This is a genomic window from Nocardioides sp. 503 (genome assembly GCF_004522095.1).
Classification (GTDB): domain Bacteria; phylum Actinomycetota; class Actinomycetes; order Propionibacteriales; family Nocardioidaceae; genus Nocardioides.
The window spans coordinates 683,545-704,644 of sequence record NZ_SPUI01000002.1; the positions used below are offsets into that span (position 1 = coordinate 683,545).

The 21,100-nt window shown below is 72.8% G+C and carries 20 protein-coding genes; 18 read left to right on the forward strand and 2 right to left on the reverse strand.

The genetic code is table 11. From position 1 onward, the window contains the following. The first annotated feature begins 1 nt into the window (after nt 1). From murG to E4622_RS04375, 17 genes are all read left to right on the forward strand, one after another. A complete protein-coding gene (gene murG / locus E4622_RS04295) occupies nt 2-1,084 on the forward strand; it encodes an undecaprenyldiphospho-muramoylpentapeptide beta-N-acetylglucosaminyltransferase (protein WP_134738813.1) in 1,083 nt (360 codons plus the stop codon). Beyond that, on the forward strand, nt 1,081-2,499 hold the full coding sequence (murC, locus tag E4622_RS04300) for a UDP-N-acetylmuramate--L-alanine ligase (RefSeq protein ID WP_134738814.1): 1,419 nt from the start codon (nt 1,081-1,083) through the stop codon (nt 2,497-2,499). Before murG ends, murC begins: the two co-directional genes overlap by 4 nt. Next, nucleotides 2,492-3,253, forward strand: a complete 762-nt coding sequence (locus E4622_RS04305; RefSeq protein ID WP_134738815.1) for an FtsQ-type POTRA domain-containing protein — start codon at nt 2,492-2,494, stop codon at nt 3,251-3,253. The genes murC and E4622_RS04305 overlap by 8 nt, the downstream gene beginning before the upstream one ends. A 178-nt stretch (nt 3,254-3,431) precedes the next feature. Next, on the forward strand, nt 3,432-4,652 hold the full coding sequence (ftsZ, locus tag E4622_RS04310) for a cell division protein FtsZ (protein WP_134738816.1): 1,221 nt from the start codon (nt 3,432-3,434) through the stop codon (nt 4,650-4,652). 3 nt (nt 4,653-4,655) lie between these two features. After that, entirely contained in the window at nt 4,656-5,339 is a 684-nt protein-coding gene (locus E4622_RS04315; RefSeq protein ID WP_134738817.1) for a polyphenol oxidase family protein, read from the forward strand. Further along, nucleotides 5,336-6,034: a YggS family pyridoxal phosphate-dependent enzyme gene (locus tag E4622_RS04320; RefSeq protein ID WP_209021774.1), complete on the forward strand. Its 699-nt coding sequence runs from the start codon at nt 5,336-5,338 to the stop codon at nt 6,032-6,034. Before E4622_RS04315 ends, E4622_RS04320 begins: the two co-directional genes overlap by 4 nt. Before the next feature lie 58 nt (nt 6,035-6,092). Further along, nucleotides 6,093-6,587 carry a cell division protein SepF gene (gene sepF / locus E4622_RS04325; RefSeq protein ID WP_134738819.1) on the forward strand — a complete coding sequence of 165 codons (495 nt, stop codon included), beginning with the start codon at nt 6,093-6,095 and terminating at the stop codon, nt 6,585-6,587. Nucleotides 6,588-6,596: 9 nt separating this feature from the next. Beyond that, nucleotides 6,597-6,893: a YggT family protein gene (locus tag E4622_RS04330; RefSeq protein ID WP_134738820.1), complete on the forward strand. Its 297-nt coding sequence runs from the start codon at nt 6,597-6,599 to the stop codon at nt 6,891-6,893. 103 nt (nt 6,894-6,996) lie between these two features. After that, complete coding sequence (locus tag E4622_RS04335; RefSeq protein ID WP_134738821.1) at nt 6,997-7,755, forward strand: DivIVA domain-containing protein; 759 nt, start codon at nt 6,997-6,999, stop codon at nt 7,753-7,755. A 157-nt stretch (nt 7,756-7,912) separates the two neighbouring features. Beyond that, nucleotides 7,913-8,857, forward strand: coding sequence for a TraR/DksA C4-type zinc finger protein (locus E4622_RS23025; RefSeq protein ID WP_209021775.1), 945 nt, complete (start codon nt 7,913-7,915; stop codon nt 8,855-8,857). Then, nucleotides 8,830-9,456, forward strand: coding sequence for a signal peptidase II (locus E4622_RS04345; RefSeq protein WP_134738822.1), 627 nt, complete (start codon nt 8,830-8,832; stop codon nt 9,454-9,456). The genes E4622_RS23025 and E4622_RS04345 overlap by 28 nt, the downstream gene beginning before the upstream one ends. A gap of 20 nt (nt 9,457-9,476) precedes the next feature. Further along, nucleotides 9,477-10,388: an RluA family pseudouridine synthase gene (locus tag E4622_RS04350; protein ID WP_209021816.1), complete on the forward strand. Its 912-nt coding sequence runs from the start codon at nt 9,477-9,479 to the stop codon at nt 10,386-10,388. Continuing rightward, nucleotides 10,378-11,091 (forward strand): GNAT family N-acetyltransferase, encoded by a 714-nt coding sequence (locus E4622_RS23030; protein WP_209021776.1) that lies wholly within the window; start codon nt 10,378-10,380, stop codon nt 11,089-11,091. The genes E4622_RS04350 and E4622_RS23030 overlap by 11 nt, the downstream gene beginning before the upstream one ends. 19 nt (nt 11,092-11,110) lie before the next feature. Then, the gene (locus E4622_RS04360) at nt 11,111-11,974 is read left to right on the forward strand and encodes a DMT family transporter (protein WP_134738824.1); all 864 of its coding nucleotides are present in this window, start codon (nt 11,111-11,113) and stop codon (nt 11,972-11,974) included. 164 nt (nt 11,975-12,138) lie between these two features. Beyond that, nucleotides 12,139-15,687, forward strand: a complete 3,549-nt coding sequence (gene dnaE, locus E4622_RS04365) for a DNA polymerase III subunit alpha (RefSeq protein WP_134738825.1) — start codon at nt 12,139-12,141, stop codon at nt 15,685-15,687. After that, nucleotides 15,684-16,220 (forward strand): hypothetical protein, encoded by a 537-nt coding sequence (locus E4622_RS22635; RefSeq protein ID WP_167735970.1) that lies wholly within the window; start codon nt 15,684-15,686, stop codon nt 16,218-16,220. Before dnaE ends, E4622_RS22635 begins: the two co-directional genes overlap by 4 nt. Nucleotides 16,221-16,330: 110 nt before the next feature. After that, nucleotides 16,331-18,298: a DUF3352 domain-containing protein gene (locus tag E4622_RS04375; RefSeq protein ID WP_134738826.1), complete on the forward strand. Its 1,968-nt coding sequence runs from the start codon at nt 16,331-16,333 to the stop codon at nt 18,296-18,298. Nucleotides 18,299-18,305: 7 nt separating this feature from the next. Here the strand turns inward: E4622_RS04375 and ybaK are convergent, their stop codons facing one another. Next, nucleotides 18,306-18,797 (reverse strand): Cys-tRNA(Pro) deacylase, encoded by a 492-nt coding sequence (gene ybaK, locus E4622_RS04380; RefSeq protein WP_134738827.1) that lies wholly within the window; start codon nt 18,795-18,797, stop codon nt 18,306-18,308. 215 nt (nt 18,798-19,012) lie between these two features. Further along, the gene (locus E4622_RS04385; protein WP_134738828.1) at nt 19,013-19,675 is read right to left on the reverse strand and encodes an LON peptidase substrate-binding domain-containing protein; all 663 of its coding nucleotides are present in this window, start codon (nt 19,673-19,675) and stop codon (nt 19,013-19,015) included. A gap of 118 nt (nt 19,676-19,793) precedes the next feature. Between E4622_RS04385 and hisD the strand changes: the two genes are divergently transcribed. Continuing rightward, entirely contained in the window at nt 19,794-21,098 is a 1,305-nt protein-coding gene (hisD, locus tag E4622_RS04390) for a histidinol dehydrogenase (RefSeq protein ID WP_134738829.1), read from the forward strand. Nucleotides 21,099-21,100 lie beyond the last annotated feature (2 nt).

The window sequence follows — 21,100 nt, forward strand, 5'->3', positions numbered from 1 at the left end:
GATGCGCGTCCTACTCGCCGGCGGCGGCACCGCCGGCCACACCTCGCCCCTGCTCGCCACCGCCGACGCCCTGCGCCGGCTCGACCCGGACGTCGAGATCACCTGCCTCGGCACGCCCCGCGGCCTGGAGAACTCCGTGGTCCCCGCGGCGGGCTACCCGCTGGAGCTGATCCCACCGGTGCCCCTGCCGCGCCGGCCCAACGCCGACCTGCTCCGGGTCCCGGGCCGGCTGCGGGGCGCCGTCAAGGAGACGCTCGCGGTCTTCGACCGGGTGCGCCCCGACGTCGTCGTGGGCTACGGCGGCTACGTCTCGATGCCGGCCTACCTCGCCGCCCGCCGCCGACGGCTGCCGCTGGTGGTCCACGAGCAGAACACCGTGCCCGGCCTGGCCAACAAGGCCGGCGCCCGGGTCGCGACCCGGGTGGCGGTGAGCTTCCCCGACACCCCGCTGCCGCGGGCCGAGTACGTCGGCCTGCCGATCCGCCGGATGATCTCCCAGCTCGACCGACCCGCCCTGCGCGCCGAGGCCCTCGCGTTCTTCGGCCTCGACCCCGACCGGCCCACGCTGGTCGTCACCGGCGGCTCCCAGGGGGCGCGCCGGCTCAACCAGGCCGTCTCGGGCGCCTCGACCGCGCTCGGCGAGGCCGGCGTCCAGGTGCTGCACGTCGTCGGGCCGAAGGGCGAGGCCACGCCCGGCCCGACCACGGCGACCGGTGCGCCGTACGTCGTGGTGGGCTTCGTCGACCGCATGGACCTCGCCCTCGCGGCCGCCGACCTGATGGTCTGCCGGGCGGGCGCCTCCAGCGTCGTCGAGGCCGCGGCCAGCGGCGTGCCCGCGATCTTCGTGCCGCTGCCGATCGGCAACGGCGAGCAGGTGCGCAACGCGCAGCCGGTGGTCGACGCCGGGGGAGCGCTCCTGGTCGACGACGCCGACCTCACCTCCGCGTGGGTGGCCGCAACGGTGCCGGCGCTGGCCACCGACCCCGCCCGCCTGGCGGCGATGAGCGCGGCCGCGACCTCCCTGGTCCCGCGCGACGCCGACGACCGGCTCGCTGCGATCGTCCGCGAGGCGGCCGGCTCGTGAAGGTGCCCGTCCCCGACGTCATCGCTCCCGCCGACCAGCTCGGCGCGGTCCACTTCGTCGGCATCGGCGGTGCCGGCCTGTCCGGCATCGCGCGGATCATGCTGGCGCGCGGGATGACCGTGAGCGGCAGCGACGGCACCGACTCCCCGACGCTCGAGGCGCTGCGCGCGCTCGGCGCCCGCGTCCACCTGGGCCACGACGCCGCGCACGTCGCCGACGCCGACACGCTGGTGGTCTCCACCGCCGTCCGCGACGACAACCCCGAGTACGTCGAGGCGGTGCGGCGCGGGCTCGTGGTCCTGCCCCGCTCGGCCGCCGTCGCTGCGGTCATGGCCGGGCGCCGGGTGGTCGCCGTCGCCGGCACCCACGGCAAGACGACGACGACCTCGCTGCTGACCGTGGCCCTGCAGGCCGCCGGCGCCGACCCGACGTACGCGATCGGGGGCGACCTGGCCCAGACCGGCACCAACGCCGCGGAGGGCACGGGCGAGGTGTTCGTGGCCGAGGCCGACGAGAGCGACGGCGCCTTCCTGGTCTACGAGCCCTACGCCGCGATCGTCACCAACGTCGAGGCCGACCACCTCGACCAGTGGGGGACCGAGGAGGCCTACTCCGCGGCCTTCGACGAGTTCGCCGAGGGCATCGACCGCGACGGCTTCCTGGTCTGCATCGCCGACGACGCCGGCGCCGCCCGGCTCGCCGCCCACGCGGCGTCCGTCGGCCTGCCCGTGGTGACGGTGGGGGAGCGCGAGCCCGCCGACCTGCGCGTCACCGACCTGGTCTTCGCCGGCACCACCTCGGCGTTCACGGTCGTCGACGGTGACCGCGAGCTCGGGCGCGTGACGCTGCAGATCCCGGGCCGCCACTACGTCCTCGACGCGGCGGCGGCGCTCGCGACCGGTCTGCGCCTCGGTCACGGCTTCGACGACCTGCGCCGCGGGCTCGAGGGCTTCGGCGGCACCCGCCGGCGCATGGAGGCCAAGGGCGAGGCCGGGGGAGTGCGGGTCTACGACAGCTACGCCCACCACCCCGCCGAGATCGCCGGCGACCTGGCGGCCGCCCGTGCGGTCGCGGGCGAGGGCCGTGTGGTCGTGGCCTACCAGCCCCACCTGGTCTCGCGCACGCGCATCTTCGGCACGGCCATGGGCGAGGCGCTGGGCGCCGCCGACGAGGTGGTCGTGCTGGACGTCTACCTCGCCCGCGAGGAGGCCGACCCCGAGGTCACCGGCGCGCTGGTGGCCGCTGCCGTGCCGCTGCCGCCCGAGCGGGTGGCCTTCGTCCCCGACTTCGACGCCGTCCCCGCCGAGGTGGTGCGGCGCGCCGGGCCCGGCGACCTGGTCGTGACCCTCGGCGCGGGCACCGTGACCCAGCTCGGACCGCGGATCCTGGCGCTCCTGGCGGACGCGGATGGCTAGGTCGCGTCGCCGCGGCTCCACCACCGAGGAGGAGCGCTCCGCGCTCCAGACCCGCCGCCGCTTCGCCCGTCGCCAGTGGCGGCGCCGGTGGCTGGCGTGGAAGTACGTCGTGTCCGCGCTGGTGCTGCTCGTCGTGGTCGTGGGCGGGCTGGTGACGGTCTACTTCTCCGACGCCCTCGCCGTCGACGGCGTCGAGGTGACCGGGCAGCGGACGCTGAGCGACGACGAGGTGCGCGCGGCGGCCCGGGTGCCGCTCGGCGAGCCGCTCGCGCGCATCGACCTCGACCAGGTGCGCGCCCGGGTCGAGGGGCTCGCCGTCGTGCGCTCGGTCGAGGTCTCGCGCCAGTGGCCCCACGAGGTCCTCATCACCGTCGTGGAGCGCACCCCGGTGGCCGTGGTCGAGGTCGCCGGCAAGGTGCGCGGCCTCGACGAGGAGGGCGTCGTCTTCGGCACCTTCAAGAAGGCGCCGGCCGGCCTGCCTCGGGTGCTCACGACCGCCGAGACGAGCGGCGAGGCGCTGACCGAGGCCGCCCGGGTCGTCGCGGCGCTGCCGAAGGATCTGGCCGCGCGCGTCGACCACGTCACCGTGGTGAGCGTGGACGCCATCAACCTCGAGCTGCGCAGCGGCGTCGAGGTCCGGTGGGGGAGCTCGACGCAGTCCGACCAGAAGGCGCGGGTCCTGGAGAAGCTGGTGCTCCAGGAGGCCACGAGCTACTACGACGTCTCGGTCCCGGGCAACCCGACGTTGAACTAGCCCGTGTCGCGGCGTGTCGCCGTCGTCGGCGACCCCGCGGTGCCTAGTGTCGTGACCACGACGAGGTTGACATAACGATAACCCTCAGGCTGAGGGTCAGGGTTCTCGACCCGCCGACTTCCCCGAGCCGGACCCGTCCAGACATACCGAGCACGTACTTCCGAGAGGTGAAGCCGCCGTGGCAGCTGCACAGAACTACCTGGCCATCATCAAGGTCGTCGGCATCGGCGGGGGCGGTGTCAACGCCGTCAACCGGATGATCGAGGTCGGCCTCAAGGGCGTCGAGTTCATCGCCATCAACACCGACGCCCAGGCGCTGCTCATGAGCGACGCCGACGTCAAGCTCGACATCGGCCGCGAGCTCACGCGCGGTCTCGGCGCCGGCGCCAACCCCGACGTCGGGGCCCGCGCCGCCGAGGACCACGCCGACGAGATCGAGGAGGTCATGAAGGGCGCCGACATGGTCTTCGTGACCGCCGGCGAGGGTGGCGGCACCGGCACCGGCGGCGCCCCCGTGGTCGCCCGGATCGCCCGCTCGCTCGGGGCGCTGACCATCGGCGTCGTGACCCGCCCGTTCGCGTTCGAGGGACGCCGCCGCGCCGGCTCGGCCGACGAGGGCATCGCGCAGCTGCGCGAGGAGGTCGACACCCTCATCGTCATCCCCAACGACCGGCTGCTGTCCATCAGCGACCGCAACGTCTCGGTCCTCGACGCCTTCAAGCAGGCCGACCAGGTGCTGCTGCAGGGCGTCTCGGGCATCACCGACCTGATCACGACCCCGGGCCTGATCAACCTCGACTTCGCCGACGTCAAGTCGGTCATGGCCAACGCCGGCTCCGCCCTGATGGGCATCGGCTCGGCCCGCGGCGAGGACCGGGCCGTGGCCGCGGCCGAGATGGCCGTGTCCAGCCCGCTGCTCGAGGCCTCCATCGACGGCGCCCACGGGGTCCTGCTCTCGATCGCCGGCGGCTCCGACCTCGGCCTGTTCGAGATCAACACCGCGGCCGCGCTGGTCGCCGACGCCGTCCACCCCGAGGCCAACATCATCTTCGGCGCCACGATCGACGACGCGCTCGGCGACGAGGTGCGCGTGACCGTCATCGCCGCCGGGTTCGACGGTGGCACGCCCAAGCGCAAGGAGGAGGGCAACGTCCTGCGCCGCGACCCCAAGCCGCAGCAGACGCAGGCCGAGACCCGCGCCGCGGCCGCCGCGGTGGCGACGCGCCGCAAGGACGAGGTCGAGCCGGGCGCCGAGGCCGACAAGGCCAAGGAGACCGAGCGCCAGGCCGTGCTGGCCGGGGCCCGCACGACGCCGGCCGAGGCGACGACGCCGAAGGCCGCGCCCGCGCCGGTGCAGTACGACGACGACGACCTCGACATCCCCGACTTCCTGAAGTAGGCAGTGTTCTTCCACCGAGAGACCCGGGAGGGCGACGTCCGCGTGGACGTCGCCTTCACCGACTCCACGCTCGACCTGCAGGAGCTCGGCCCGGACCTCGCCGCGAGCCTGCCGGCCCTCGAGGAGGCGTGCGGGGTGTCCTTCGCGCGGCTGCGCCAGCGGCACGGGCCCGAGGTGCTCGACGTGGACGAGCCCGTGCCCGCACCGGGGGAGGCGCCCGAGGGTGACGCCCTGGTGAGCGCCACGCGCGGGCTCGGACTGATGATCCGGGTCGCCGACTGCGTGCCCGTCGTCCTCGCCGACCCCGCTTCCGGCGTGGTCGGGGCGGTGCACGCGGGCCGGGCCGGCGTCGCCCTCGACATCGTCGCCGCGACCGTGGAGCGGATGCGCGCCCAAGGCGCCGGCGCGCTGGTGGGGTGGATCGGCCCCCACGTGTGCGGCGGCTGCTACGAGGTGCCCGAGGAGCTGCGCGCCGAGGTGGCCGCGGCCGTCCCGGCCACGTTCGCCACCACCACGTGGGGCACGCCCTCGCTCGACCTGGGGGCGGGGGTCCGGGCCCAGCTCGAGGCCGCGGACGTCGAGGTCGTCGACGTGGGCGGCTGCACCCGCGAGGACGACCGGCTGCACTCCCACCGCCGCGACGGCGACCGAGCGGGCCGCCTCGCCGCCCTTGTGTGGGCGTCGTGAGCCGCCGCGAGGAGCTGGCCGCCAACCTGGACGCCGTGCGGGCACGGATCGCGACGGCCTGCGCGAGCGCCGGCCGTGACGCGTCCGACGTACGACTGACGGTGGTGACCAAGTTCTTCCCGGCCTCCGACGTGCGCCACCTGGCCGAGCTGGGCGTCACCGACGTCGGCGAGAACCGCCACCAGGAGGCCGAGGCCAAGGCCGCGGAGTGCGCCGACCTCGGGCTCCGGTGGCACTTCATCGGGGGGCTCCAGAGCAACAAGGCGGCCGCGGTGGCCCGCTACGCCGACGTCGTCGAGTCGGTCGACCGCGCCAAGCTCGTGGCCGGCCTCGGTCGCGGTGCGGCCGAGGGCGACCGGGACGTCGACGTGCTGCTCCAGGTGAGCCTCGACCCCCCGGGTGCCGAGCACCGCTCGGGCGCGGAGCCGGGCGCGGTCGCCGACCTCGCCGACGCCGTCGCGTCCACGGATCGCCTGTCCCTGAAGGGATTGATGGCCGTGGCCCCCCTCGGCGGCGACCCCGACGCGGCGTTCGCGCAGCTGGCCCAGGTCCACCGTGAGCTGCTCCTCCGCCACCCGGCGGCCACGTGGCTCTCGGCCGGCATGAGCGGCGACCTGGAGCAGGCGATCGGGGCCGGTGCGACACACGTGCGCGTCGGCTCCGCGGTCCTCGGTCCGAGGCCGGAGTTCAAGTAGTGTCCCCATCAGAGAAGGTCGTCCCGACGGGGCGCCCGATTGTCGAAAGGCTTCAGCCATGAGCGGTGCGATGCGCAGGATCGGTGAGTACCTCGGCCTGCTCGAGGACACCGGTCGTTACGACGACTACGACGGCGACGACTACGACACGCAGCAGACGGCGCCGGTCGCGGCCGCGCGTGCGCCGCGGGTCCGCGAGACGCGTCCGGCCCCCGTCTCCGACCTCGCCGAGCGCCGCCGGCACACCCCGGGCCCGTCCGGGGTCGTGGCCGAGCTCTCGAGGATCACCACGCTGCACCCGCGCACCTACAACGAGGCCCGCACCGTCGGCGAGAACTTCCGCGAGGGCGTGCCGGTCATCATGAACCTCTCCGAGATGGACGACGCCGACGCCAAGCGCCTCGTCGACTTTGCCGCCGGGCTCGTGTTTGCCACCCGTGGCACCATCGAGCGCGTCACCAGCAAGGTGTTCCTGCTCTCCCCGCCCAACGTCACGGTCGCCGCCGAGGACAAGCAGCGGATCGCCGAGGGTGGATTCTTCAACCAGAGCTAGGTCAACATCTTGGTCATCGTAGGGACGGTCATCGATGTCGTCCTCTGGATCTTCATCGGCATGCTCTGGGTCCGCTTCGTCGTGGACTGGGTGCAGGTCTTCGCGCGCTCGTGGAGCCCCCGCGGGCCGATCCTGGTCGTGCTGGAGGTCGTCTACTCCGTCACCGACCCGCCGATCAAGGCACTGCGCCGGGTCATCCCGCCGCTGCGCATCGGCAACTTCGCGCTCGACCTCAGTTTCATCATCGTGATGATCTGCGCATACCTTCTGAGGTACATCAACGCCATCGTGTTCCTCAGCAACTAGCGCCGGTGCGGACGTGACCCCACCAGGTCACACCCGCCCCACGCAGGCGCTATTGTTCCGGGAGACACATACTGCTCGAACCGATCAAGAATTGGGTGAGGTCATGCCGCTGACGCCTGAGGACGTGAGCAACAAGCGATTCACGCCTGTCCGGCTCCGTGAGGGCTACGACATGGGCGAGGTCGACCAGTTCCTCGACGAGGTCGAGGCCGAGCTCGCTCGTCTCACCAAGGAGAACGACGACCTGCGCGCCAAGCTCGCGTCGGCCCAGAGCGGCGCCTCGTCGCCCGCCGAGACGGCCCCGCAGCCGGTCGTGGTCGAGCGTGCCCCCGAGCCGCAGCCCGAGCCCGAGCCGGTCCGCGAGGCGCCGGTCCCGGTCGCCGCCGCGGCGCCCGCCCCGGAGACCTTCCGGGTCGAGACGGTCCCGCAGGCCTCCAACGCCGCGGCCCGCCTGCTCGAGATCGCCACGCGCAACGCCGACGAGCTCGTCGAGGACGCCAAGAACCAGGCCGACAAGATCATCGGCGAGGCCCGCACCAAGGCCGAGCGCCTCGAGCACGAGTCGAAGAGCAAGGCCGACCGGCTCGAGTCCGACGCCCGCACCCGCTCGCAGATGCTCGACGCCGAGACCGCGGAGCGTCGTCAGCAGCTGTTCGGCGACCTCGAGAAGGAGCGCGACAAGCTCAGCCTCGACGTCGAGAACCTGCGCTCCTTCGAGCGCGAGTACCGCTCGCGGCTCAAGAGCTACTTCAGCCAGCAGCTCGAGGCGCTCCAGGGCTCCTCGGACACGGCGGCTCCCACGGGCGACCAGGCCCACGCCCCCAAGCGACTGCGCTCGATCCTGGGCGAGGACGAGGCCTGAGCCTCTCCCTCACCGCGACAGACGGCCGGCCCCGAGGGGGTCCGGCCGTCTGTCGCATTTACGGTGCGGCGGTTTGAGCCGTCTCCGCGCGACCGGCTACCCTCCGTGCAGCCCGTGGCTCTCGTCACGGCGACCCCGGTCACAGGAGGCGGCATCCATGGCTCGCAGCACCAGGAAGTCGCTGGCCGGACAGGCCGCCTCCGTCGCCCGCAAGGTCATCTCCCGGCGGCCCGCCACCTCCGCCGCGGTCTCCGCCGAGAAGTCGGCCCCGGTGAAGAAGGCGGCACCGGCGAAGAAGGCGGCACCGGCGAAGAAGGCGGCTCCGGCGAAGAACGCCGCGCCCGCGAAGAAGGCCGCGCCCGCGAAGAAGGCGGCACCCGCGAAGAAGGCGGCACCCGCGAAGAAGGCCGCACCGGCCAAGAAGGCCGCACCGGCCAAGAAGGCCGCACCGGCCAAGAAGGCCGCGCCCGCGAAGAAGGCGGCACCGACGAAGAAGGCGGCGCCGGCGAAGAAGGCCGCACCGGCGAAGAAGGCCGCGCCCGCGAAGAAGGCCGCGCCCGCGAAGAAGGCGGTACCGGCCAAGAAGGCGGTACCCGCCAAGAAGGCGGCACCGGCCAAGAAGGCCGCGCCCGCCACGAAGGCACCCGTGACGACGTCTCCTGCCAAGAAGGCCCCTGGCAAGAAGGCCTCCGCCAAGAAGACCTCGACCAGCGCCCTGGTGGTCAAGGAGGGCGAGGGCGCCTGGACGAAGGCCGAGCTCAAGGAGGTGCTCGACGAGCTGCACGCGCAGCGCACGCACAGCACCGAGATCGTGACCGCGCAGGAGCTGGAGCTCTCCGCGCTGCTGCGCAACGCCGGTGACGGCGCCGGCCAGGACCAGGCCGACATGGGGGCGACGAGCTTCGAGCGCGACCACGAGCTCACGGTGCTCAACAACGAGCGGGACAAGCTGGCGCAGATCGACCGCGCGCTGGGTCGCATCGACGACGGCACCTACGGGGTCTGCGAGTCCTGCGGCAACCCGATCGGCAAGATGCGTCTGATGGCTTTCCCCCGTGCCACACTGTGCATGCCATGCAAGCAGCGCGAGGAACGTCGCTGAGCGACGACGCCACGTCCGACCAGCCACCGCCGAGCACCTCGAGGCGACGCCTCTGGCTCCGCTTCGCGGCCGTGGCCCTGGTGGTCTACGCCGTCGACGTCGGGAGCAAGATCCTGGCCGTCGAGCGGCTGACCGGGCGCGAGGACATCCCGGTCGTCGGTGACCTGCTGGTCCTGCACCTGACCCGCAACCCCGGGGCGGCCTTCAGCACCGGCACCCAGTTCACCGAGGTCCTCAGCTGCATCGCCATCGCGGCGGTGGTGCTCGTGCTCTGGATGAGCCGCCGCCTCGGCAGCGCCGGGTGGGCCGTCGGCCTGGGGCTGCTGCTGGCCGGCGTCGCGGGCAACCTCACCGACCGGCTGCTGCGCGAGCCCGGACCGCTGCGTGGCCACGTCATCGACTTCCTGATGCTGCCGAACTGGCCGATCTTCAACATCGCCGACATGGCCATCAACGCCGCCGCCGTGACCATCCTCGTCCAGGCCTTCCGGGGCGTGCACCTGGACGGCGCCCGCGAGGACCGCTCGCGCGACCACGACGACGACGACCCCCACGAGACCGATCCCCCCGAGTCCAGCCCCCAGGAGCCGACCGCGTGACCCAGACCGACCACCGCAGCCTGCACGTCCCCGACGGGCTGGCCGGCGAGCGCGTCGACGCCGCCCTGGCACAGATGTTCGGGCTCTCGCGCACCCGCGCGGCCGACCTCATCGCCCAGGGCCTGGTGACCGTCGACGGCGGGGGCGTGGCCAAGAGCGACCGGGTCCTGCCCGGCGCCCTGCTGGACGTCACCATCCCGCACGAGCGCGACGTCCTCGCGGTCGTGCCGGAGATCGTCGAGGGCATCAAGATCATCCACGACGACGACTCCATCGTCGTGATCGACAAGCCGGTCGGCGTCGCGGTGCACCCCTCCCCGGGCTGGTCGGGGCCCACCGTGGTCGGCCACCTCGCGGGGGCCGGCTTCCGCATCGCCACCAGCGGCGCCCCCGAGCGCCAGGGGATCGTGCAGCGCCTCGACGTCGGCACGTCGGGCGTCATGGTGATCACCAAGTCCGAGCACGGCTACTCGCTGCTCAAGAACGCCTTCCGGCAGCGCACCGTCGACAAGACCTACCACGCGCTGGTGCAGGGACATCCGGACCCGCACGAGGGCACGGTCGACGCCCCGATCGGGCGCCACCCCAAGGCGGACTACAAGTTCGCCGTGATGGCCGACGGTCGCGCCAGCGTCACCCACTACTCCACGCTCGAGGCGCACCGCTTCGCCAGCCTGCTGGAGGTGCACCTCGAGACCGGCCGGACCCACCAGATCCGGGTCCATATGGCCGCGCTCAAGCACCCCTGCGTCGGCGACATCACCTACGGCGCCGACCCCACGCTGTCGCGCCGCGTCGGCCTCGAGCGCCAGTGGCTGCACGCCGTACGCCTGGGCTTCGAGCACCCCGACAGCGGTGCCTACGTGGAGTACGAGTCGACCTACCCCGACGACCTCACGCACGCGCTCGAGGTCATCCGAGATGCCGACTGACCTGGTCCTCAGGCCGGCCGACCCGCGCGACGCCGCCGCGGTGGCGATGGTCCACCTGGAGTCCAGGGCGGCCGCGCCGATGCCGCCGCCGACGCACCCCGAGCACGAGGTGCGGGCCTGGCTGTCCGGCCGGCTCGGCACCGACGAGGTCTGGGTCGCCGAGCGGGACGGCCGCGTCGCCGGCTACGCGCGGCTGACCGACGTCTGGCTCGACGACCTCTACGTCGCGCCGCCGTACGCCGGACGGGGTGTCGGGTCCGCGCTGCTGGACCTGGCGAAGTCGCGGCGACCGGGCGGGTTCTGCGTGTGGGTCTTCGAGATGAACGCCCCCGCCCGGGCCTTCTACGCCGCGCGCGGGCTGGTGGAGCTGGAGCGCACCGACGGCAGCGCCAACGAGGAGCGCGCGCCGGACATCCGGATGGCCTGGCCGGGCGCCGACCCGGTGGCGTTCCTGCGCGGCCTCATCGACGAGGTCGACGAGCAGCTGGGCGACCTGCTGGCCAGGCGTGCCGCCCTCACCCGTGCGGTGCAGCCGCACAAGGCGCAGCCGGACGCGCGCGACCCCCAGCGCGACCTCCAGCGCGAGCGGGCCATCGCCGAGGCGCTGGCCCGGCGCGCCCCTGCCCTCGGTGCCGAGCGCCTGCAGCGCATCGTGCACGCCATCGTCACCGAGTCCCTGGACGCGGCCCAGGACGCTCCCTGACCGTCGCGGGGGAGCGGCCGTGCTGACCGCCGTCCTCCTCACCCTGCTGGGGTCGGTCGCTCACGCGGCGTGGAACCTCCTGGCCAGCCGCGCGCACGCCGAGGACAGCCGCGTCTTCGTGTGGGTCTACTCCATGCTCTCCCTGGTGGCGCTCGCGCCGGCCGCGGCGGTGGCGGTGGCGCTCGGCGCCGAGCTGACCTGGACGCTGGTGGGGGCCAGCGCGCTGAGCGCGCTGTTCCACACCTGCTACGCGGTGTCCCTGCAGGCGGCGTACTCGCGCAGCGACCTCAACGTCACCTACCCGGTCGCCCGCGGCCTGGGACCGGTGCTGGCCTCGGCCTTCGCGGTGGCCGTCCTGCACGAGCGGCTGAGCGCCGCCGGCTGGGTCGGCATCGCCCTCATCACGGCCGGGGTCGGCGTGGTCTCGACCGGGGCGGCTCCCGCGGACACCCGGCACCGGCGCGCGGCCGGGCTCCGGTGGGGCCTGCTGATCGCGGTCGCGATCGCTGCCTACACGCTGTGGGACGCCCACGCGGTCGCCGAGCTGGGGGTCGACCCGGTGCTCTACTACGCCGTCGGCGGGGTGTGGATGTGCGCGGTCCTGACCGCCTCGTGCGCCTCGCGGCTGCGCCTGGCCCGCGAGGTCGCGCGGCGGCACTGGCGCACCGGCGCCGCGGTGGCCGTGCTGTCCCCGGTCGCCTACGTCCTGGTGCTGGTCGCGCTCACGATGGCGCCGGTCTCGGTGGTGGCGCCGCTGCGCAGCACCAGCATCGTGGTGGGCAGCCTGGTGGCCTGGTGGTGGCTGGGCGAGGCGCACGGGGCGCGCCGCCTGCTGGGGGCGCTGGTGGTCACGGCGGGGGTGGCCGCCCTGGTGCTGGCGTGAACCGGGGCTGTCGGTGCGTGGTGCCACCATGGCCGGAGCGGTTCGCGTAGGCTGGCGGTCTTCCCCCAGCGAGACGATCAGGAGCCCGCGCCAGCGATGGCGACGGGATGACGAGGCCGCTGACGCATGCCCGATCTCGACCGGCGAGGAGCGCCCAGCAGACCATGACGACCGGCTCCGACTCCTTCGTCCACCTGCACGTCCACACCGAGTACTCCATGCTCGACGGTGCGGCCAGGCTCGGGGCGCTGACCGAGCGGGCCGCCGAGCTGGGCATGCCCGCCGTGGCGATGACCGACCACGGCAACGTGTTCGGCGCCTACGAGTTCTACGCGAAGGCGAAGAAGGCCGGGGTCAAGCCGATCATCGGCATCGAGGCCTACTTCACGCCCAACATCTCGCGCTTCGAGCGCAAAGGCGTCAACTTCTACGGCGGCGGCCCCGACGACGTCTCCGCCCGCGGCGCCTACACCCACATGACGCTGCTCTCCGAGACGACCGAGGGCATGCACAACCTGTTCCGCCTCTCGACCGGCTCGTGGCGCGACGGGTTCTTCAAGCACCCCCGCATGGACCGCGAGCTGCTCTCGCAGCACGGCAGGGGCATCATCGGCACCACCGGCTGCCCCTCCGGCGAGGTCCAGGTCCACCTGCGCCACGGCAACTACGAGGCGGCCAAGCAGGTGGCGGGCGAGTTCCAGGACATCCTGGGCCGCGACAGCTACTTCCTGGAGCTGATGGACCACGGGCTCGACATCGAGCGCCGGGTCAAGGACGGCCTCCTCCGGCTGGCCAAGGACCTCTCGATCCCGCTGCTGGCCACCAACGACTCCCACTACGTCATGCGCGAGGACGCCAAGAGCCAGGAGCACCTGCTCTGCATCAACTCCGGCTCCACGATGGACATCCCGGCCGGTGACGGCCCCGGCCAGCGCTTCGCGTTCAACGGCGACGGCTACTACCTCAAGTCCGCCGCCGAGATGCGCGACACCTGGCGCGACTTCCCCGAGGCCTGCGACAACACGCTGCTCATCGCGGAGCGCTGCGACGTGCAGTTCACCGAGGGCAACGGCACGTTCATGCCGCGCTTCCCCTGCCCTCCCGGGGAGAACGAGGACTCCTGGCTGGTCAAGGAGGTCGAGAAGGGCCTGCGCTTCCGCTACCCCGACGGCATCCCCGACGCCGTGCGCAAGCAGGCCGACTTCGAGGTCGGCGTCATCACCCAGATGGGCTTCCCGGGCTACTTCCTGGTCGTCGCCGACTTCATCAACTGGGCCAAGGACAACGGCATCCGCGTCGGCCCGGGCCGCGGCTCCGGTGCCGGGTCGATGGTCGCCTACGCCATGCGCATCACCGACCTGGACCCGCTGGTCCACGGGCTGATCTTCGAGCGCTTCCTCAACCCCGACCGCGTCTCGATGCCCGACTTCGACATCGACTTCGACGAGCGCCGGCGCGGCGAGGTGATCCGCTACGTCTCCGACAAGTACGGCGACGACCGGGTCTCGATGATCGTCACCTACGGCACGATCAAGGCCAAGCAGGCCGTCAAGGACTCCAGCCGCATCCTGGGCTACCCCTTCGCCATGGGCGACCGCATCACCAAGGCCATGCCGGCCTCGGTCATGGGCAAGGACGTGCCGCTCAAGGAGATCTTCGACCCGGCCCACAAGCGCTACGGCGAGGGCGGGGAGTTCCGCACGCTCTACGACGGCGACGCCGACGTCAAGAAGGTCGTCGACACCGCCATCGGCATCGAGGGGCTCAAGCGCCAGTGGGGCGTCCACGCCGCCGGCGTGATCATGTCCAGCGAGCCGCTGATCGACATCATCCCGATGCTCAAGCGCCCGGCCGACGGCGCGATGATCACCCAGTTCGACTACCCGACGTGCGAGGCGCTCGGGCTCATCAAGATGGACTTCCTGGGGCTGCGCAACCTCACGGTCCTCGACGACGCCATCAAGAACATCCAGGCCAACCGCGGCGAGACCGTGGTGCTGGAGGACCTCGAGCTCACCGACGAGGCGACCTACGGGCTGCTGCAGCGCGGCGACACGCTGGGCGTCTTCCAGCTCGACGGCGGGCCGATGCGAGCGCTGCTGCGCTCGATGAAGCCCGACACGTTCGAGGACATCTCGGCCGTCGGCGCGCTCTACCGGCCGGGGCCGATGGGCGCCGACTCGCACAACAAGTACGCCCGTCGCAAGACCGGGCGCGAGCCGGTCGACCCGCTGCACCCCGAGCTCGCCGAGGCGCTCCAGGACATCCTCGGCGAGACCTACGGCCTGATCGTCTACCAGGAGCAGGTCATGGCGATCGCCCAGCAGCTCGCGGGCTACACGCTGGGACAGGCCGACATCCTGCGCCGCGCGATGGGCAAGAAGAAGAAGGAGGAGCTGGACAAGCAGTTCGCCGGCTTCTCCGCGGGCATGCAGGAGCGCGGCTTCTCCGCCCACGCGATCAAGACGCTGTGGGACACCCTGCTGCCGTTCTCCGACTACGCCTTCAACAAGGCCCACTCCGCCGCCTACGGGCTGGTGTCCTACTGGACGGCCTACCTCAAGGCCAACTACCCCGCCGAGTACATGGCGGCGCTGCTGACCTCGACCAAGGACGACAAGGACAAGTCGGCGATCTACCTCAACGAGTGCCGACGGATGAAGATCCAGGTACTGCCGCCCGACGTCAACGAGTCGGCCAACAACTTCACCCCGGTCGGCCACGACATCCGCTTCGGGCTGACCGCCATCCGCAACGTCGGCGCCAACGTCGTCGACGGGATCGTGGCGGCGCGCTCCGAGCACGGCCGCTACGAGTCCTTCGACGACTTCCTGAGCAAGGTCCCCGCGGTGGTCTGCAACAAGCGGGTCATCGAGTCGCTGATCAAGGCCGGGGCCTTCGACGAGCTCAAGCACCGTCGCCGCGCGCTCGTGGCGATCCACGAGAACGCCATCGACCAGTACATCGACATCAAGAAGAACGAGGCGATCGGGCAGGACTCCCTGTTCGGCGGCCTCGAGGACGAGGTCGGGGGAGGGTTCGCGATGACCGTCGCGATCCCCGACATCGACGAGTGGGACAAGACCACGCTGCTCGGCCACGAGCGCGACATGCTGGGGCTCTACGTCTCCGACCACCCGCTGCTCGGGCTCGAGCACGTGCTCTCCAACGGCACCGACTGCACGATCGGCCAGCTGATCCTCGACGAGGAGCGCGCCGACGGCTCCACCGTCACCGTGAGCGGCCTGGTCACCTCGGTGCAGCGCAAGATCACCAAGCGCGGCGACGCCTGGGCGATGGTCAGCCTCGAGGACCTCGAGGGCGCCATCGACGTGCTGCTCTTCCCCAGCTCCTACCAGCTGGCCAGTCCCTACCTCGTCGAGGACGCGATCCTCACGGTCAAGGGCCGGCTCAGCCGCAGCAAGGACCAGCCCGAGCTGCACGGCCAGGAGGTGACCGTCCCCGACCTGTCCGACGGGCCGTCCGGGCCGGTCGTGATCAGCCTGCCCTCGACGCGGTGCACCCCGCCGGTGATCGAGCAGCTCAGGGACGTCCTCGGCACCCACCCCGGGCTGACCGAGGTGCGCCTGCGCCTGCTGACCCGCGACGCCACCAAGGTGATGCGCCTCGACGACCGGCTGCGGGTCTCACCGAGCCCGGCGCTCTTCGCCGACCTCAAGCAGCTGCTGGGCCCCGGATGTCTGGCGGGGTGACCACCGAGCCGCCCACCCACGTCGCCGCCGAGCGTCGCGCGGTCAGGCCGCTGGTGTGGCAGGCCGTCGCGGTCGTGGTGCTCTACGCCGCGGTGGGCGCGGGCGCCGGCTGGCTCTGGCACCACCTCTGGGACCCGCCGACGGGGGTCGCGGTCGACGGCCGCTTCTACCTCGACTCCGCCGGCCTGCGGGGGGAGTTCTCCAGCACCGGCTGGTTCGTCGTCGTGGCGGCCGGGGTGGGCCTGGTGCTGGGCGTCGGGTGCGCCCTGCTCGTCCAGCGCTCCGAGCTGGTCACGCTCGTGGCCGTGGTCGTGGGCGCCGCCCTGGCGACGTACGTGATGTGGAAAGTCGGTCTCTCGCTGAGCGCCGAGGACCCCGCCCGCCTCGCCCGGTCGGCCACGGACGGCGACCGGCTGCCGGCGCGCATCGAGGTCTCGGGGGGCAGCCCCTTCCTGGTGCTCCCGGCCGCCTCGCTGGCCGCGCTGGCCGTCGCCTACGCCGGCTTCCCGAAACGTCGTCTCAGGCGCGGTTGAGCGGGAACCACCGCGGGTAGGCTCCCGTCGAACTCCCGAGCGCCGGGCTCACCACGGGCCCGCCTCGAGCGTCCACCGACTCGTCCTTCGCCACCACCCTGGGGGTCCCCGTGTCCGACAACCTTCCGCCGTCCGGCCCGCCGTCGGGACCCCCGTCCGGCCCGCCCTGGGGCGCTCCCACCCCGCCGCCGTCCGGGATGCCGGCCGGCCCCCCGCCCGCGACCCCGCCGCCCGCCTCCCCGCCCTGGGGACCGCCGGCGGGCCCGCCCCCGCCGCCGGAGTACCTCGAGGCCGGCGGCGGCTACCCGCTGCCGCCGCAGCCGCCCACCGCGCGCCGCGGCGGTCGCAAGAAGTACTTGATCGGCGGCGTCGCCGTGGTCGCCGTCGGCGCGGTCGCGGCCGGTGCCTGGGCGGCGGTGTCGTTCTTCAGCACCGGTGACCAGCCGGCCCAGGCGCTCCCGGCCTCGACGCTGGGCTACGTCAGCATCGACCTCGACCCCAGCGGCGGGCAGAAGATCGAGGCCCTGCGCACCCTGCGCAAGTTCCCCGCGTTCAAGGACGAGGTCGGACTCGACACCGACGACGACCTGCGCCAGAAGCTCTTCGAGAGCGTGCAGGACTCCGAGGTCTGCTCGGACGTCGACTACGGCGACGACATCGAGCCCTGGCTGGGCGACCGGATGGCGGTCGCGGCGGTCCGCACGGACGACGACACCACCTCCCCGGTGGTCGTGGTGCAGGTCAAGGACGCCGGCAAGGCCGAGGACGGCTTCGCCAAGCTCCAGGAGTGCCTCGCCGGTGAGCAGCACTCCGCGCTCGCGGAGCCCTCGGACGGCGACGAGGAGGACCAGCCGGACGAGGAGTCCAGCGAGATGGGCGGCTGGGCCATCGAGGGCGACTGGGCGGTCATCGCCGAGACCACCGAGATCGCCGAGCAGGTCTCCTCCGACGCCCAGAAGGACTCGCTGGCCGACGACGCGGACTTCCAGCGCTGGACCGGGGAGGCCGGCGACGCCGGCATCCTGACGGCGTACGCCGCCCCCGAGGTCGGCGACCTGATGGCCGACGCCGCCGACGAGTTCGCCGGCCTGGGCGGCGCGCTGTCGTCACCCTCGTGCATCCCCGAGCTCGAGCCGGTCGAGCCCGAGACCATCGAGCCCGACCCCGACAGTCTCGACCCCGAGCTCCCGGAGCTGCCGGACTACTCCGGCGACGCCCCGTGCGCGGAGGAGGACGAGGAGGGCGCGACCGACGGCACGACCGACGAGATCGTGAAGATGTTCGAGAACTTCGAGGGCGCGGCGCTGACCGTGCGCTTCGACGACGGCTCGCTCGAGGTCGAGTCCGCCACCGGCACCGGCTTCGCCGGGCTCGACGCGCTCTCCGGCAGCGACCAGGGCGGCGTCGCGATCTCGACGCTCCCCGAGGACACCGCCGCCGCGTGGGGCGTGGGCTTCGAGGAGGGCTGGTTCGACGAGCTCCTCGAGTACGCCTCCACGTTCGCCGGCGACGACATGGACATCGACGAGCTGATCCAGCAGGCCGAGGAGGAGACCGGGCTCTCGCTGCCCGAGGACGTGGAGACGCTGGTCGGTGAGTCGGCGACCGTCGCGATCGGCGGCGACTTCGACCCCGAGGCGCTGGACTCCGGCGACACCGACGCTCTCCCGGTGGGCGTCAAGATCAAGGGCGACCCCGAGGCCATCAACGGCGTCCTGGAGAAGATCGTCTCCTCGCTCGCGGGCAGCGAGCCGGAGGCCGAGGAGCTGCTCGGCAGCGACAGCGACGGCGACTACGTCGCGGTCGGCCCCAGTGCCGACTACCGCGCCTCGCTGCTCGAGGACGGCGGGCTGGGCGACACCGACACCTTCAAGGACGTCGTCCGCGAGGCCGACCAGTCCGGGTCGGTGCTGTTCGTCAACTTCGACGCGGGCGACGGCTGGCTGGTCGAGCTCGCCGGCGGCATGGGCGACGACGAGGAGCTCGCGAAGAACCTCGAGCCGCTCGAGGGCCTGGGCATCAGCGGGTGGACCGACGGCGACGTCGCCCACTCGGTGTTCCGCCTGACCACCAACTAGGAGCAGCTCAGCCGGACCGGCCGACCCGGGCCGTGGTCGCCTCGGTGACCCGGACCAGGTCGGCCGGTGCCAGCTCCAGGTCCAGCCCGCGCCGGCCGGCCGAGACGTAGACCGTCGGGTGGGTCAGCGCCGACTCGTCCACCACGGTGGGGTGCGGGCGCCTCTGGCCCACCGGCGAGATCCCGCCGACGACGTACCCGGTGGCGCGCTCGGCCGCGCCCTTGTCGGCCATCTTGGCCCGGCTGCCGCCCACGGCGCGCGCGAGCGCCTTGAGGTCGAGCTGTCCCGAGACCGGCACCACCGCGACGGTCAGCCGGCCGTCCACGTCGGCGAGCAGCGTCTTGAACACCCGCTCCGGCGCCAGCCCCAGGGCCTGTGCGGCCTCGGTCCCGAAGGACTCCGCCCGCGGGTCGTGGTCGTACTCGTGCAGCGTGAAGTCGATGCCGGCGCTCGTCAGCGCGACCGTCGCCGGGGTGCCGCCGGGTTGCTTCTTGGCCATGAGATTCCTCCCGTTGGTCGAGCAGTGAGGAGCGCCAGCGACGAACGTACGTCGAGACCTCCGCACCCGACGGCTCACGTCCTCATGCTCCGCCTCATGCTCCGCGCATCTCGATGGATTTCGACGCGCCCGTTTCGGGCTTCGCGAGCTCAGCCCGAGGGCTTGCTCGATCTTCACTGACCACGGGACTGTGCTCGTTCCTCGCACAGTCCCTGTCAGTTCGGAGACCACCTGGTGCGGGCCACCTCGGTGGCCGGCAGCGAGGGGATGACGTTCATCGCGCGCAGCTCGGAGCGCAGGAGGTCGGTGACCAGGAGCAGCCGCTCCTCGGCGTCGTCGGCCTCCAGGAGCGACTGACGCTCGGGCATCGGCAGGGGTGCGCAGGCGGCGAGGGTCCAGGAGAGGTAGCCCGGGTCGCGGGGGAGCGAGCCCTCGTAGGGGTCGGCGCGGATGTCGGCCAGCGCCGTGCGGTAGGCCGTGAACGTGGCGCGCGCCCGCTCCAGGACCGCCTCGTCGACGCCGGCGTCGGGCTCCGGCAGGTCGACGACGTGGCCGACCGGGAAGAGGCCGGAGGTGTCCAGGCGGTCGAGCTTGATCCGGTCGAGGCCGACCGCCACGACGTCGAAGCTGCCGTCGGCGTTGGACTCGACCTCGGTGAGCTGCACGCGGCAGCCGACGCGGTAGAGCGACTGGGCGCCGTGGTCGCCGACCTCGTAGCCCTCGCGGATGCCGACCGAGCCGAACACCCGGTCGGTCGGGTCCGAGCGCAGGAGGTGGTGCACCAGCGCGCGGTAGCGGTCCTCGAAGACGTGCAGGGGGACGCTGACGCCGGGGAACAGCACCGAGTTCAGGGGGAACATCGGCAGGGTGTCGGTCACCTCGCCACCGTAGCCGGTGGGCGCGGGGGAGCGGCGGCATCCACCCCGGGCGGGGTGCGGGAGTCCACGGTGCGTCGGCGATGCGGGTCCGGTGCGCGGGGCTTCGTAGAATCGACCCATGATCCGCCGTATCGACCTGCGCGGGGCGGCCGACGCCGGCCCCGTGGACTACCGCGCGGCCGTGCCGCGCGCGGACTTCGACGTCGAGGCGGCGATCCCGGCGGTCCACGCGATCTGCGAGGCGGTCCGCGTGCGCGGCCTCGAGGCGATCGTCGAGATGTCCCAGCAGTACGACGGCGTCACGCAGGACGACATCCGGGTGCCGCGCCAGGCGCTCGTCGACGCGCTCGCCGCGCTCGACCCCGACATCCGCGCCGGCCTCGAGGAGTCGATCCGGCGGCTGCGCGCCACCAGCGAGGCCGAGCTGGAGCACGACGTCACCACCGACCTCGGCCCCGGCGCCCGCGTGACCCACCGCAAGGTGCCGGTCGGCCGCGTCGGCCTCTACGTGCCCGGCGGCCTCGCGCCCCTGGTGTCCAGCGTCCTGATGAACGTCGTGCCGGCCCAGGTGGCCGGGGTGCGCTCGATCGCGCTCAGCTCCACCCCGCAGAAGGCCTTCGGCGGACTGCCGCACCCCACGATCCTGGCCGCCTGCGAGCTGCTCGGCGTCGACGAGGTCTACGCCGTCGGCGGCGCCCAGGCGATCGCGATGTTCGCCTACGGGGTCGGCCCGTGCGCGCGCGTCGACCTCGTCACCGGGCCCGGCAGCATCTGGACGGTGACGGCCAAGCGGCTGCTCAAGGGCCAGGTCGGCATCGACTCCGAGGCCGGCCCCACCGAGATCGCGATCCTCGCCGACGACACCGCGGAGGCGGCCTTCGTCGCGGCCGACCTGGTGAGCCAGGCCGAGCACGACCCGCTGGCGGCGGCGGTGCTGGTCACGACGTCCGAGCGGCTGGCCGACGACGTCGACGCCGAGCTGGAGAAGCAGGTCCTCGCGACCAAGCACGTCGAGCGGATCCGCACCGCCCTCGGCGGCGCGCAGTCGGCGACCGTCCTCGTGGGCGACCTCGAGCAGGGGCTGGCCGTGGTCGACGCCTACGGCGCCGAGCACCTCGAGATCCAGACCGTCGACGCGGCGTCGTGGGCCGCTCGCGTGCGCAACGCCGGGGCGATCTTCGTCGGGCCGCACGCGCCGGTGTCCCTCGGCGACTACTGCGCCGGGTCCAACCACGTGCTCCCCACCGGCGGCTGCTCGTGCCACTCCTCGGGGCTCTCGGTGCGCGCGTTCACCAAGTCCGTGCACGTCGTCGACTACACCCGCGACGCGCTGGCCGAGGTGGCCGACCACGTCGTCACGCTCGCGGAGGCCGAGGACCTGCCCGGTCACGGTGCCGCGGTCCGCGCCCGGTTCGGGCGGTAGCC